Source organism: Porphyromonas endodontalis (genome assembly GCF_052173515.1).
Lineage (GTDB): Bacteria > Bacteroidota > Bacteroidia > Bacteroidales > Porphyromonadaceae > Porphyromonas > Porphyromonas endodontalis_A.
In genome coordinates this window covers 1-14,552 of record NZ_JBQMYL010000006.1, presented here as the reverse complement: position 1 = coordinate 14,552, position 14,552 = coordinate 1, and the positions used below count along the sequence as shown (strand labels likewise).

11 protein-coding genes are annotated in these 14,552 nt (G+C 46.1%); all 11 read left to right on the top strand.

Features of this window, described 5'->3' with window-relative positions; genetic code table 11:
* Positions 1 to 10 precede the first annotated feature (10 nt).
* On the top strand, positions 11 to 1,420 hold the full coding sequence (locus tag ACTTHR_RS04090) for a TolC family protein (protein ID WP_442605288.1): 1,410 nt from the start codon (positions 11 to 13) through the stop codon (positions 1,418 to 1,420).
* A gap of 12 nt (positions 1,421 to 1,432) precedes the next feature.
* Positions 1,433 to 2,512 (top strand): efflux RND transporter periplasmic adaptor subunit, encoded by a 1,080-nt coding sequence (locus tag ACTTHR_RS04085; protein WP_442605287.1) that lies wholly within the window; start codon positions 1,433 to 1,435, stop codon positions 2,510 to 2,512.
* 4 nt (positions 2,513 to 2,516) lie between these two features.
* On the top strand, positions 2,517 to 5,648 hold the full coding sequence (locus tag ACTTHR_RS04080; protein WP_442605286.1) for an efflux RND transporter permease subunit: 3,132 nt from the start codon (positions 2,517 to 2,519) through the stop codon (positions 5,646 to 5,648).
* A gap of 12 nt (positions 5,649 to 5,660) precedes the next feature.
* Complete coding sequence (locus ACTTHR_RS04075; protein WP_040579917.1) at positions 5,661 to 5,984, top strand: PG0541 family transporter-associated protein; 324 nt, start codon at positions 5,661 to 5,663, stop codon at positions 5,982 to 5,984.
* A gap of 443 nt (positions 5,985 to 6,427) precedes the next feature.
* Complete coding sequence (locus ACTTHR_RS04070; RefSeq protein WP_442605285.1) at positions 6,428 to 7,189, top strand: Ig-like domain-containing protein; 762 nt, start codon at positions 6,428 to 6,430, stop codon at positions 7,187 to 7,189.
* A gap of 16 nt (positions 7,190 to 7,205) precedes the next feature.
* Positions 7,206 to 7,697 carry a TlpA family protein disulfide reductase gene (locus ACTTHR_RS04065; RefSeq protein WP_442605284.1) on the top strand — a complete coding sequence of 164 codons (492 nt, stop codon included), beginning with the start codon at positions 7,206 to 7,208 and terminating at the stop codon, positions 7,695 to 7,697.
* 82 nt (positions 7,698 to 7,779) lie between these two features.
* Complete coding sequence (locus ACTTHR_RS04060; protein WP_442605283.1) at positions 7,780 to 9,510, top strand: DUF6029 family protein; 1,731 nt, start codon at positions 7,780 to 7,782, stop codon at positions 9,508 to 9,510.
* 42 nt (positions 9,511 to 9,552) lie between these two features.
* On the top strand, positions 9,553 to 10,392 hold the full coding sequence (locus tag ACTTHR_RS04055; RefSeq protein ID WP_442605282.1) for an Omp28 family outer membrane lipoprotein: 840 nt from the start codon (positions 9,553 to 9,555) through the stop codon (positions 10,390 to 10,392).
* Between the two features lie 58 nt (positions 10,393 to 10,450).
* Positions 10,451 to 12,169 (top strand): T9SS type A sorting domain-containing protein, encoded by a 1,719-nt coding sequence (locus tag ACTTHR_RS04050; protein WP_442605281.1) that lies wholly within the window; start codon positions 10,451 to 10,453, stop codon positions 12,167 to 12,169.
* A gap of 552 nt (positions 12,170 to 12,721) precedes the next feature.
* Positions 12,722 to 13,981 carry an Ig-like domain-containing protein gene (locus tag ACTTHR_RS04045; protein ID WP_442605280.1) on the top strand — a complete coding sequence of 420 codons (1,260 nt, stop codon included), beginning with the start codon at positions 12,722 to 12,724 and terminating at the stop codon, positions 13,979 to 13,981.
* Positions 13,982 to 14,094: 113 nt separating this feature from the next.
* The coding region (locus ACTTHR_RS04040) for a hypothetical protein (RefSeq protein WP_442605279.1) at positions 14,095 to 14,552 on the top strand (458 nt) is incomplete at its 3' end.

The following is a 14,552-nucleotide window of genomic DNA, read 5'->3' as shown; positions in this document are numbered from 1 at the left end:
CGCGCAAATCATGATTCGAACAGTCAACAAAAGAATGGTCTTCTTTCTGATCACGACTGTTGTTCTCTCCATGGGATTGAAGACAGAGGCACAATCCCAAGCTCTAATGTCTTTGGAGCAGTGCAGAGAGTTAGCCTTAGAGCACAACAAACAGATACAAATGGCTCAAGCTGATGCTGTAGCCTCTGACTATTTAGTGCAGTCGGCTAAAACAAAGTATTTACCTCGCATTGACTTCGCCGGGGGATGGGTCAATCCGGGAGATAGACCCCTCCGCCCTTTTGCGATCAACTTCAATATCCCGGGGGTGACACCTCAAGGACTTTCGATCCCTCTTGACTTTATAAGTGTCGCTCCTAAGGAGGTGTATACGGGAGGCTTTATACTACGCCAGCCTATCTTTATGGGATTTAAAATTGTAGAGGCAAACAAGATAGCTCGCTACACATCTGAGCTTCTGCATGAGAAAGTAAAAATGGAGGAAGCAGATGTCTTGGCATCTGTGGATGAAGCTTACTGGAGAGTAATCTCTGTACAAGAGAAGGTGACTTTGGCTAAGACCTACAAATCCCTCCTAGATCATCTCGGACAAGACTTAGAAAATCTCTACGCCGAAGGCATGACAACTAGGAACGAAGTATTGAAGGTTCAGGTCAAGAAAAATGAAGTGGAGCTCTCTTTGGTCAAAGCGGAAAACGGCCTTGAGCTCTCCAAGATGTTGCTCGGACAAATCATAGGAGTAGATGCTAATCAAATAGAATTAGACACCGGCATTATCAGTGAGGAGCAACTGAGTAGTCGCCTCTTAGCGCTTACAAATAACGATACCATTGAGCGTGCCGAAATAGTGATGCTTCGCAATAAGCTCGCGATTACAGAGTCGGCAAGAAAGATGGTGAAGTCGCAATTCCTGCCCAACATCTTCCTCACAGCAGGATACAACTGGATACAACCTAATCTCTACAAAGGATCTCAAAATAACTTTGGCGGAGACTGGATGATAGGCGTGGGAGTACAGATCCCGGTGCTAACTTGGGGCGATAGATTACACCAAGTACACATGGCAGACCAACAAGTGGCCAAGGCAAAGTTAGAACTGCAAGACTCCCAAGAGAAAATCAACTTGCAGATACAACAAAATAGATTTAAGCATGCTGAGGCTCTTAAAAGGATGGAACTAACAAAGCTCTCTAAGGAGCAAGCTGAGGAAAACCTGCGAATTACAAAAAACAGCCTCTTAGAGGGGATGAACAGCATAAGGGATATTTTAGAAGCTCAGGTCATGTGGGAAAAAGCCAGCTCTGCCGATATTGATGCAAGAGTAGAAGCTGCCGTAACATTGTCTCAATTGGAGAAGTCTACCGGCGCTCTCTATAAGTATGCCGAGGAACATAGTCTTGTTCACAAACAAAATAGATAGATAAAAAACAATATGCATATCAAAGGAATTAAGAGCTTCTTGCTCCCAACGGTGTTGCTCCTACTTATCGGCACAACTACCTCCTGCAACAAAAAGAAAGATAAAGATCAGGAGTCCGATGCGGACAAAGTTGTGCCCGTGACCATTATCCAAGCCAAACAAATGACATTTACCCCAAAAATTCGTTTTTCGGGTACTGCCGAGGCATCTAAAAGTGCGAACCTCGGAACCGCCCTACCAGGGAGGATAGAGCGGATACACTACGGCAAAGGGAGCTTTGTTCCGAAGGGAGCCCTCATCGTGGAGATGTCCGACGAAATGCTATTACAGGCACAGATCGAAAACGACGCCATCAAACGCGACTTCGAGCGTATTACCCGTTTGTTAGAAAAGAAGAGCATCAGCCAAATGGATTACGACCACGTCAAGGCTAAGTACGAGGCCTCCGTGGCCAAAGTGGCTATGCTCAAAAAGAATACTTCCATTACCGCCCCATTTAGTGGCATCATCACTGATATTTTGGTCAATGAAGGGGAGACGTATACATTCACACCAAGCCTCAGCAATGAGCTTAAGTTGGAAAGCGGCATCATAGAGCTTCGCCAAATCAATCCTCTCAAAATAACCATTGAAGTCAATGAAAAGGAACTCAATTACATAGAAAAAGGGCAGAGTGCTACCATAATTTTTGACGCTTATCCGGATAAACCGACTGAGGGTAAAATATCTTACCTCTCTCCCGCACTTTCGCCAATGACACGTACGGCAGCTGTTGAAGTCAATATCCCTAACAAAGACAACCGCCTAAAACCCGGTATGTACTGCAATGTCTCTATTACTCTACCGGAGAGAGAAGGTCTATTCGTACCACTCAATGCCATATACCGCTTGGCCGGGACAGCCGAAGAATTCGTATTCAAAGTCAATACCGAAGGCACCGAAGTTAGTCGCATCCCGGTGACTCGAGGGGAGATTAACGACGGTTGGGTATACATCGAAAGCGATGCAATCAAGAGTGGAGATTCAATTGTAGTAGATGGCAAAAATAAGCTCAACGACGGCTCCAAAGTGAGTGTTGTAAAAAAGAAGTAAGTCTATGAAGCTTCCTGAATTTGGCGTAAAAAGGCCTATCGCGACCGCAATGCTTTTTGTGGCTATACTAGTGATAGGTGTATTCTCTCTGACAAAGTTGCCATTAGACCTGATGCCTAACATGGAGTTCCCCTCCCTTACAGTCATCACGGTCTATCCCGGAGCTTCGGCAATGGAGGTGGAGGAACAGGTTTCTAAGCCCCTAGAGGCAGTACTCTCTTCTGCCGAGAATTTGGTCGAGATCAAATCCATCTCTAAAGAGAATGTATCGTTTATACAGTTGAGGTATGAGTGGGAAGAAGATATTACAGCGGCGGCAAATAATGCTCGAGATCTATTGGAGCTAGTCAAGTCCCGAATGCCGGCTCAAGCCTATACTCCAATCATCTATAAGATCAATGCATCGATGATGCCGGTGATCGGTTATGCCATCAATGCAGACGAAAACTACAACGGTCTAGAAGAGATTGTAGAGGACCAAATCGCTTCTACGCTGAGAAAGGTAGATGGCGTAGGTACGGTAATCTACCTAGGGCAGCCTGAACGTGAGATCCGAGTTGAGATAGATCCTATCAGGATGCAGGGCTATGGTATGTCTGTGACTCAGCTCTCCATGATGCTCAAAGCCAATAACATCAACGTGCCTTCTGGCTTTGTAACGGAGAGTGCTTACGACTTCTCTGTACGCATGCCCAGTAAATACGAGAGTGTACAAGAGCTTGAGAATACTGTTATCAAGGCATTCAAAGGAAAGGTGGTACGCCTCAAAGATGTTGCTACCATCAAGGATACTTTTAAGGAAACTAATGCGTCAGCCTTCAATCATAGGGGTAGAGGTATCGCCCTATTGATACAGAAACAATCAGGAGCCAATACCGTAGATGTCGCCAACGCCGTACGTGCAAAGATAAGCGACATACAAGGTGAGCTACCCTCGGACGTGCAAATCTCTGAAGTGATAGGTTCGGACGAATTGGTAATCTCATCTATTAACAACCTCAGTTCATCTATTTGGTATGCCCTGATCTTCGTCACCTTGGTGGTATTGCTTTTCTTGAGAGAATGGAAATCTAGCCTCATAGTATTCCTGACGATGCCGGTATCATTGATCTCGGCTTTTATCGTCATGAACATACTCGGCTATACCATCAACATATTCTCCTTGGTGGCGTTGGTAATTGCGATTGGTATGGTAGTCGACAACGCCATCGTAGTACTCGAAAACATCACACAGCACATAGAGCGAGGGGCTATGCCTAAGCAAGCTTCAATGTTTGGTGCATCCGAGATGGGATTAGCTATTGCCGCATCTACCCTAACCACCATTGTGGTATTCCTCCCTTTGGTATTTATGGGTGGTATCGTTGGCGTAATGTTTAAGCAATTAGCCGTCCTTACGGTTACCTGTCTGATCACCTCTCTCTTCACAGCATTAGCTCTGACCCCAATGCTCTCAAGCGTATTGCTCAAACCGGCCCCACGTAGCAAGGAGAGCAAAAAACATGGCAAACTCTTTAATTGGAGCGAGCGTATGTTCCAAAGGGTTGAGAGGATATATCGCAACTTTCTGGGCTGGGCTGTATTCCATAAGGGCATCACCCTTGGCTCTGCTCTGGTCGTCTTCGTCTTAGTATTGTTATTAGGAAAGGCTGTCGGTACCGACTACATCCCCGATATTGATGCCGGCTCTATCTCTATCCAGTTTGAGACAGAGCAAGGCACATCACACTCCTTTACTGAGCAGATAGGTAATGAGATCATACAACTGTTGCACGACAATGTGCCGGAGGTTGCCGAAGGGGGACTCGCAAGTATTACCGGTCAGACCCAAGACGGAGTTCTTACGGCAGTAGGATTTAAAGAGGGTAAAAATATTGGTACGATCTTCTGCCACCTCAAGCCCGTCAGTGAGCGTAATCGTAGTAGCCAACAGATCGCCGATGATATTCGTCCTCTGATTGAGGCGATACCAGAAATCGAAAAAGTAACCGTCTCAGGAGGCAGTGCTATGGCTACTGTTCTAACGGGAAATAAAGCTCCTATAGAGTTTATCATCTTTGGGAAAAACATGGATCAACTGAATAAGGTGGCATTTGACCTTGAGAAAAAAGTCAAGGAGTATTCGGAGTTTACCAATGTTGAAGCATTAGTATCGGCAGGCAATCGTGAGGTTCATATCATAGTTGACAAGGACAAAGCCTCTCAGATGGCTCTCAATCCCGGGGTGATCGGTATACAAGTGAGAGAAAACCTCTATGGTGCCAACGCGGGTGCCTACACCGAGGATGGTACTGACTACGATATTAGGATACAATATGCTTCTGACTATCGCAATTCTATCAAGAAGCTCAATGAAATGCAGGTAACGAATCTGCTGGGGCAGCAGATACCATTGATTGCCGTTGCAGATCTCCAAGAAAAGGAGGGGCCAATACAGATTGAGCGTCTTACCCAACAAAGGTATGTCAAAGTTACTGCCGACCTTAATGGGATTTCACTCGGAGATGGAGCCCAAAAGGCAAAAGAGATCATCGCCGATACGCAGATCCCTCAAGGTGTAAGCATCTCATTAGGTGGTCAGATAGAGGATCAGAGCGATACCTTCTCTTCGCTTACGATTATCTTTATCATAGGTCTAATGTTGGTATTTATGGTGATGGCAGCTCAGTTTGAGTCTCTTTTGGATCCATTTATTATCCTCTTTGCCATACCATTTACATTGGTCGGTATCATTCTAGCATTCCTCATTACCGGGACAACTCTGAGTGTGGTAACGTTTATCGGACTGATCATGTTAGTTGGTATTGTAGTGAATAACGGTATCGTGCTGGTGGACTACAGTAATATGCTTGTACGGCGTGGGTATAGTATCCGAGACGCCGTGATGGAGTCCGGTCGCTCTCGCTTGCGTCCCGTATTGATGACCTCAATGACTACAATACTCGGGATGCTGCCAATGGCATTAAGTACCGGTATGGGAAAGGAGATGTACGCTCCTCTCGGTATCACAATCATCGGAGGTTTGCTAATCTCTATGCTTGTAACACTGATTTTGGTACCTACTGCTTATGCATTTATGCACCAACGTAGGCTCTACAGGGAGCGTAGACTATTTAGGATGAGACGAAAACTATAGAAAACAACTGATATGACACTTATATATATCACATGTAACATCAGTATGCTGGAGCAGATAGAGTCGCTCCTTCACGAGCTAGAAATTGGCGTGTACCAAGTCATTCCGAAAGCATTGGCTGAGAGCGACTTTGACATCCCTCACAAGGATACTGCCGTATGGCCTAGTTTTAATGCTTGCCTATTGGTGCAGGAGGCGGAATCCTCTAAGTCCAACGCGCTCTTAGGGCGCATTGCGAAAATGAACGAGCAGGCATACAACAACAGCGAACTCGTGAGTGCCTACCTCTGGCCCGTCGAATCTTTCGTCGCACCGAAACCCATAGAATCAGTATAGGAGGACTCGCCTTTGATGGCAACTGTAATTAGTTCCGATAGTGTCTAGAAGATACTTAAGGATAACGAAAAGTAGGGCTGACTTCTTCTTTTGGAGTCAGCCTTTGAATTTTCTCTCTAACTACTTTTATCGGACAGCAATAGTTCCGATACTCTTTTATCAGAATGGCAACACCCAAGTGTCTCTACGACCTATTGTCTTCGGAGACAACAGGTATTACACAGACTCATCTTTAGGGCTCCATAAGCCCCTCCCTAATATATTGCGTAATAAGTATTGCTATTTACAAGACATTTATTACCTTTGGGCAGTCTCTTTTAGACAAGACGAAACCTCTAATGAGCAATGGAGAGTTACTTTTTTGAGAATGACCCGTATAATAATAAAGGACAGTACAAAATAGGCAGTATAATGTTTAACCCTTATAACCATTAATTACCCAAATGAAACTAACGAAATTCGCCGTCGCACTATTGCTCGTCGCGCTATCGCTCCTAACTTCCTGTGGGCCCGATACGATAAACACCCCTGTAGAAGTTACCAACCTTACGCTCTCTCCCGCCACTGCAACACTATTAGAAGGAGAGACTCTACAGCTCACAGCAACGACAACACCGGCAGGTGCCAAGGTAACCTATACAATTGATAATCCCTCTGTAGCTACAGTCTCAGAGACAGGCCTCGTCAAGGCAATCGCTCCAGGCGTCGCAATTGTCACCGCTCAAGCAGGAGATAAAAAGTCCACTTGTACGATCACTGTTGCCAAAGCTTCTGAGGTGATGTTAATAAACAAAATAGACAATAAGAAGTATATTGCCGGTAGCACGATAGATTACAAAGTCTCTGCATCAACGGAAAAAGCAGAGTCTTATGACCTACAATTGGACTTTAGTGTGCGGAAGACTGCTAATTACAACTTCTCCCTCTCTTTTGCCAAAGAGACTTCCGGAACTGTATGCTTAGGCTCCTGCGAAGCTTTTGAAAATCAGACCTCGTTTAAGAAAGACATAAAACTGACTGCCGACGAAGAAGAGGTTCCCTATGAGAAGGAGAAAGGAGCAACAACCCCTATATCTACTCATATAGATATCCCCAATCCAATAGTGGGACAAACCTATACAAATACTATTACGATCACCCTCACTCCTAAGGCTGGTGGAGAACCTCTTATTTGGACAGTGAATTTAACCGTAACAATTATCTAGTCAATTCCATAAAACTATGAAACATCTACTATCTATCCTACTCTTCTTTCTAATTGTGCCAGTAGCACATGCACAACTTCCTCAGGTCGAGCTCAAAGATCTACAGGGGAAATCAGTCAATACGAGCAAACTGAATAATGAAGGTAAGCCTTTTATTATTTCATTCTTTGCTACCTGGTGCAAACCTTGTCTTCGTGAGCTCAAAGCTATCAACGAGGTGTATGAAGATTGGCAGGAAGAGACCGGTGTCAAGCTTGTTGCTGTATCTATTGACGAGGGACAAAATACCGATCGTGTAAAGCCTCTTATGGATGCGCTGGGCCTTGAGTATGAGGTATTACTAGACCCCAATGGAGACTTCAAGCGGGCTATGAATGTCAATATGATTCCCCATGTCTTTGTAATTGATGGGAAAGGGAATGTCGCATACGCTCATACCGGTTATACCGAAGGCGGAGAGCAAGAGCTTATCGCTAAAGTACGGGAGCTCCTAAAACCGGAGGAATAATCAAAGTCTTCCTTAGAGTTTTCCTCCGACCTCTTTACAACTAGCAATAGACTATTTTATCTTCTTATACCGCACAATACGTATGCGACAGATACTACACCGTACTTGGCACCTCATCACTATCTTTTCGGTGAGTGTGGGGGTCTTCTCTACGCTCTCCGCTCAAGATAAAAGAGAGTGGGCACCATGGGAAAAGTTCAAACCCTCTTTTAGCGTGCAGAGCGACATGCTCTTTTCTCTCGACGACAAAGCGGCTGGGAATAAATCGTGGATGGGCAATAGCTACGTAACCGGTACGCTCCGCAACAATTACCTGGAGCTAGGGCTCCGCTATGAAGATCTGCTCCGTCCGATGCCTGGGCATGAGCCGGAGCAGGGGCGTGGTATCCCTCACCTACACCTCAAGGGATATGTCGGCAAGTATGCTGAGGTCACCCTAGGAGACTTTTATGATCAGTTCGGTTCCGGCATCCTTTTCCGTAGCTATGAAGAGCGGACGCTGGGTATTGACAATGCTGTCAGAGGAGCCCATGTATTGCTTACCCCTTATGATGGGATACGCATCAAGGGTTTTGTAGGACAACAACGCAACTACTTCGATCGTACCGCTCGTCTATTTACCAACGAACGCGGATACATCCGTGGGGGAGATGGAGAGCTCGCACTCCAGCAGTGGGTTCCGTCCATGAGAGATAAGCGAATGACCTTGAGCGTAGGGGGCTCCTATATAAATAAAGTGGAGGGAGATGAGATTATCCCTGTTGCCACTCCACCGGGCATGACTGGAGCAATGCGTCTCAACCTTCCTAGGCAAGTACATGCCTTTGGAGGGCGCGCCAAGTTTTCTGTAGGGAACTGGTTTTTCAATGGAGAGTATGCCTATAAGAGTAGTGACCCTACGGCGAGTAACCACTATATCTACTCTCCGGGATCTGTCGCCATGCTCTCTACTTCGTACTCAAGAAAAGGTCTAAGCCTCTTACTACAGGCCAAACGAAGCGAAAACTTCAACTTCCTCTCAGCACGATCCTCAGTAGGTACCCCTCTTCACATCAATCACCTCCCGGCCTTTACGGCAAACCATACCTATACACTTGCAGCACTTTATCCCTATGCTACCCAACCCGATGGAGAATGGGCTTTTCAGGGAGACTTCCGCTACACAATCCCTAGAGGATCTCTACTAGGGGGCAAGTATGGTACCGGGATACGCATTAACTATGCCCATGTACGAGGCCTAAAGAATGTGGGAACAGATCGATTGCCTTTAGATGCTCCCGAGAAAGACCTATATGGAACAGATGGTTATTCACATCCTTTCTTTGGTATGGGTCAGCTCTACTACTCAGACTTGAATATTGAGCTGAGTAAGAAGTTTTCTCGGACAGTCTCAATAACTTTCAACTATTACCACCAGATATACAACCAACAGGTGGTTGAGGGGCATGCGATCAATAATCCGCTCGTCTATAGTAATATATTTGTCCTAGATGGGAAGTTCAAACTAGCACCAAACTACACGTTACGCACCGAGCTACAGTACCTCAATAGCCGTCAAGCAGAGGGTAGCTGGCTCTTCGGTCTTGCGGAGCTCTCCATAGCTCCCAAATGGATGATCTCTCTATCAGATCAATACAATATGACCGTGACCAAGCAACACTACTATATGGCTACTGTGGCTTATTCCGCCGGCAACCATAGACTACAACTAGGCTATGGCCGCACGAGAGCCGGTATTAACTGCTCAGGAGGGGTGTGTCGTTATATGCCCGAGACAAAAGGGATCTACCTAACCTACAATGGTACTTTCTAGCCCCAAAGCTCTTTTGAACATTCAACATTTGCCAAGATTATAATGATGAAACTCCATACATTTTCCCTCTCTCTAGCCACACTCCTTACGGCATTGGTTGTGGCGTGCAGGCCTATTCCGGAAAAAGATCGACTAATCCCCAATGAGGTTGATCACTCCAAGGGTCGCTCCGTCCTTATTGAGGATTATAGCGGCGTTGGCTGTGTCAATTGTCCCATAGCGGCAAAAGCGATAACCGAAGCGGTCTCAGCCCATGGTAATAAGGTTGTTATCGTGGCTCTACATGGTAGCAACACCCAAATAGGGACACGTCCCAAAGAAGACCCCAAAGGGTTGTATCATGCAGATGCTGCAACTTATCTAGAGCGACTACAAGCCGGAGGTTCACTACCCATAGCCACCTTCAATCGGAGGCCATTGGCAAGTAACGGGGGGAAGACTTTTAGCCCTATGGCGACGAAATGGGCGGCAGAAATGCAGGCTATACGTGAGTTGCCCCAACTCTACAAACTTGAGCTTCAAGTCTCAAATCAAGATCGCAAGATCTCAGTGCAGTGCAGCGCATCCGCTCTAGACCTATCGGAGGAGCTCTCTGCTTCTCTCAAAGAGCACCAACTTTACATACAACTATGGCTCGTAGAAGATCATATTGTGGCACCGCAACATCTAAAGAAGGGCTTAGATAATGAGTACGAGCATAACCATATATTCCGTCAAGCACTTAATGGAATTGATGGGGAGCCCTATGATTTAGGAAAGACGTACAACCATACCGGTACCATAGATCGAGAAGTTATACAGCCCAAGAGCTGTGCTGTGGTAGCCATCCTCTACGATCATAAGACCGGGGAAGTCTATGAAGTGCTCAAGAAAGCTCTCTGAAACAATGCAAGAGACATACATAATAAAGATCAAATAACAAACACTAATTCGGTTTCATATGAAAAAAGTTATTACACAGTTGGCCGTAGGCGTTACTATGCTTACCGGCATGCTGGTGGCTACGACTGATGTTGTGGCACAGCAATCTTTCTTAACGTCTGGTGTGCAGCTCCGTAGTGCGACACAACTTCGCGCAGGGGAACCCCAACCCTTAAAGAGCTCAAAGTATGTTGCTAAGGACATTAATGACAAAGAACACGACATTGATGCTATCCTCAAGTCGGGCAAAGCCATCATGATTGACATCTCCGCCGTATGGTGCGGTCCTTGCTGGGGACTACACCAGAGTGGAGCCTTGGAGAGACTCTACAAGAAATTTGGTCCTAAGGGAACCAATCAGATAGACGTCTTTTGGGTCGGTGGAGACTCTCAGTCTACCGTTAATAGAATCCATGGTAAGGGTGGTAACACACAGGGAGACTGGACCAAAGATAGCAATGGGACCCCCGTGCCTTATCCCCTATTTGCAGATCCCCAGATGGCTTCGGCTTTGGGTATACCTGTTAAGGGATTCCCAACGCTCGTACTCATAGGGCCAGGCAACAAATGGATAGAGTGTCGTGGTGAAGTTCAAACGAATGATCCGGATTTCAAGGAATTTAAGAAACTACTCGCTCTCTTTATGACGGAGAATGATAAGCCCGAAGCACTTAGCATCTCGGGGGTAACCGATCTCTATCAAGGTGAGACACAGACCATGAAGCTTGGCTATAGTACAGTTGCTCCTATTACTTCGGTTAAGTGGGAGGCTCCTGCAGGAATCAAGCTAACGAAAGTAAACGACACAGAGTATAAGGTAACAGCCGAGACGCTAGGCTCCTATGAGATTTCTGCTACAGTAACCAATAAGAATGGTGATGCAAAGGAATCTATCACAGTTACAGTCTCTGCTCCTATCTCGACTTTCCCCTTCTCCTGTCCTATGGATACCAAAGATAAGCTCGACAAGGGATGGAGATCGTTAGACCTGGATGGAGATGGACTCGGATTTGATTCGTACATGGGTAAAGGCCTCATGGCTCGTCTTGGACTTTCTTTCAAAGATCCTAATACCAAAGTAGGTGCAGAAAATAGCGAAGACTGCCTGATCTCTTTCGGTAAATTCTATCCTACAGAGTTCAACAAAGGTAACTTCTCCGGCGATAATATTGATGCGAAAAACGAACTCCTTTCTGCACCGCTCGCCATCCCTGCAGATGCTAAGGCTCCTACATTCTCTTGCTATATCACGACGCTCTTCACCGCCAATAATCCTGATAAACTCAAGGTTATGGTTACAGAGCTTAACGGAACCGCTGTAGAACTTTTGGCACCACAGTCGGCAGAAGGCAGTGGCTGGACCCTAATCTCAGCAGATCTCTCTGCGTATAAGGGTAAGACAATCCTCCTCACCCTCGTACCCGTAGTCAATGGGGTTAGTGCTATCCAAGTAGACCAACTAAGGGTAACAATGGATGGATCGACCGCTGTAGATACACCTACACTCAATGTAGAGACTGTCCTCTATCCCAATCCTGCAAAGGAATTCATTACAGTACAAACTCGCGAAGGTAGCACGATAGAGCTCTTCACTCTTGATGGTGCGCGTGTAGCTGTCTCCAAAGCTATAAGCGGTACAACATCAATCGCTGTAAGTCAATTGCCCGCAGGCACCTACATGGCTCGCATTACAGACAAAGATGGCAATAGCGTATCGCGTCCTGTACTCGTACAATAGGCAGCTATTCGCGCGAAAGCACTTTCGTACAATGAGGTATGCCATAGCGGCGTATATCAGACGGGGGAAAGCCCTTATGATAGAATAAATAAAGTGTAAATAACTGCTGTAGTATCCTCCTCAACAATGGTAGCACACCCTAGGGTGTGCTACTTTTTTATAGGGACTAAAGTTTGACGAAGAAAGGACAACAGCCGGTAAGGGTAAATGCTTCGCAATCATTAGGTAGTGGAGCTAGTGTCTAGGAAATGTGTAAGGCTTGTATCCTATGGAGTGAGTAATACTCTTACTACTAGACAAATTTTTAATGATGGCATAGCTTCTCTTTCTCGCACTTAGAAGAGGGGTACCTTATTGTTAATAAGTATAATCCCGAAGTGCCTCCAGCCCACTTCTAATCCCCCCCTTTACAGCCAATGTACGGATAGGTCGCCCCTCAATTCTTTTCCATACAATCATATTTGACATCGAAATCTTTACAAAAAGGCTGGCAAATCAAAATAAAAGTAGTACCTTAGACTGAGAAAACTATTTTTCATAAATACAAGCTATATGAAAGCAAAACAATCTATCCTACTAGTGCTCATCGCGCTTACGATGACCCTGTGGACAGCCTGCAACAGGTCCACTCCAAAACCTCAGCAGAAAACCACCATCACGGTATCTCCCGGTAAAGTGTCTCTACATGTCGGAGAGACTCAGCAACTATCCGTACAAATCTCTCCACAAGAGAGCCAGTTGAAGCCCGTCTTCCAGAGCCAGTCCCCTGCCATAGCAACTGTCAGTGAGCAAGGGCTCGTGACCGGGGTCGCTGTCGGAGAGACCACCATACGAGTTCAAGTAGGAGATACAACGGCTCTTGTCCCCGTACAGGTGGAGGAAGCCCCTATACAAGTAGCCCAAGAGATGCCAATGCTCAAGTTTGCCATACCACGCAATGACTATGAGCAGATCGAAGATCAAGAGGTAATAGCCTATGAGGCAAAACTGGGACGCACACAGCAAGAGGTAGACTATCGCCCCTCCGGCTTCTTAGGCAAGGGCCTGACGACCATTCCTGCCGTTGTCTATGGCATTCCTGTAGATGGAGATGCGGATCTCATCCTCGCCTATGGTATGGAATCGGTAGCAAACTGTGAGCGTACCCGAGCAATGCTAAATCAACTAGGCTTCTCTCACATAGAGAAGGCGAAGGTAAGCAACTATCTAGGCGATGAATTCATGGGGCTACGTGCTATCCACGACTCCAATCCAAACATTACGGTCGCCCTAATGGATATGCCGAATAAGAAGCTGGGTACCACCATGTTCATAGAGTTCGCAAAGAGACAACCGGAGAATACAATCATAGACACAAAGCATGCTATCCTACCCAATGTCAAAGACTTCCCCTCTCTAGAAAAACTAGCAACGAAAGATCCCTCCCAGATCAATGCCTTTGAAGAAGGGCTCGGGCTACGCACCTTCCGCTCCGGAGAGTCTCCACTCCCTACACACCTCTTCTACCGCACAACAGAAAGTAAGGTACAAGAGACCAATCTAGAGTTCGTCTTCTACATCGCACCTACAAAAGTTGGGTCTCTAGGCTTCATTATCACGGAGCTGCTCTGTGTTTCGAGCGAGCGAGACTTACGCTCTAAGGCACTACAGGACTACCTCAAGGCAAATGGCTTTGATCAGAACTACAAGGTATCAGAGGACGCCATCCTAACGGTCAATAATAAGGAGGGAGCACTCTGTAGGATTTCCTTAGTTCGCCTCGGGCAGGATAAGTATGTCTACCAGATGTTTTTATTCCCCCCTACTCGCTAACAATCTTCCAAACTCAACCTTATAATGGGATCCGGCTAGATATATCGCTTCTTAGCTGAGGCGGTACATCTAACCGACCCTACAACTAACCATCAATCTATAACTAAATCATTATGAAACGATTTACTACTCACATTACACTCGCCATGGCACTACTCTTGTCTATGACAAGTACAGCTCTGAAAGCGCAAATAACCGACGCCCCCACAACGGGCGAATGCGTCACAATAGAGCTCTCCCAAACCAAAGACAAGGTACTCTACGCAGGGGTCTTCGCTCCCGACAATGACGTCTGGATCGACCTCAACGGAGATGGTGAGTGCCAACCGAAAGAGCGTATCGGAAGAGATACCGAACGTCCGGCTGACTATACAGATGTCTTCTACGACGGACCTAAGACAGAGATTTTCGAACTAGTGGAGAGCGTCAAGACACTACGCATCTATGGCAAGATCGAAGCCCTACGGTTTAGCGACTCAGAGACCCACACATCTCCTAAATCTGTAGACCTATCTAAATGCACCGCTTTACGGTACTTCAAATTATACGAATGTATGGATCTAGAGAAGAT

Coding starts and splice junctions, on each gene's coding strand:
- ACTTHR_RS04090 (WP_442605288.1), top strand. CDS start 11: ATGATTCGAACAGTCAACAAAAGAATGGTCTTCTTTCTGATCACGACT.
- ACTTHR_RS04055 (WP_442605282.1), top strand. CDS start 9,553: ATGATGAAACTCCATACATTTTCCCTCTCTCTAGCCACACTCCTTACG.
- ACTTHR_RS04050 (WP_442605281.1), top strand. CDS start 10,451: ATGAAAAAAGTTATTACACAGTTGGCCGTAGGCGTTACTATGCTTACC.
- ACTTHR_RS04045 (WP_442605280.1), top strand. CDS start 12,722: ATGAAAGCAAAACAATCTATCCTACTAGTGCTCATCGCGCTTACGATG.
- ACTTHR_RS04065 (WP_442605284.1), top strand. CDS start 7,206: ATGAAACATCTACTATCTATCCTACTCTTCTTTCTAATTGTGCCAGTA.
- ACTTHR_RS04080 (WP_442605286.1), top strand. CDS start 2,517: ATGAAGCTTCCTGAATTTGGCGTAAAAAGGCCTATCGCGACCGCAATG.
- ACTTHR_RS04075 (WP_040579917.1), top strand. CDS start 5,661: ATGACACTTATATATATCACATGTAACATCAGTATGCTGGAGCAGATA.
- ACTTHR_RS04060 (WP_442605283.1), top strand. CDS start 7,780: ATGCGACAGATACTACACCGTACTTGGCACCTCATCACTATCTTTTCG.
- ACTTHR_RS04085 (WP_442605287.1), top strand. CDS start 1,433: ATGCATATCAAAGGAATTAAGAGCTTCTTGCTCCCAACGGTGTTGCTC.
- ACTTHR_RS04070 (WP_442605285.1), top strand. CDS start 6,428: ATGAAACTAACGAAATTCGCCGTCGCACTATTGCTCGTCGCGCTATCG.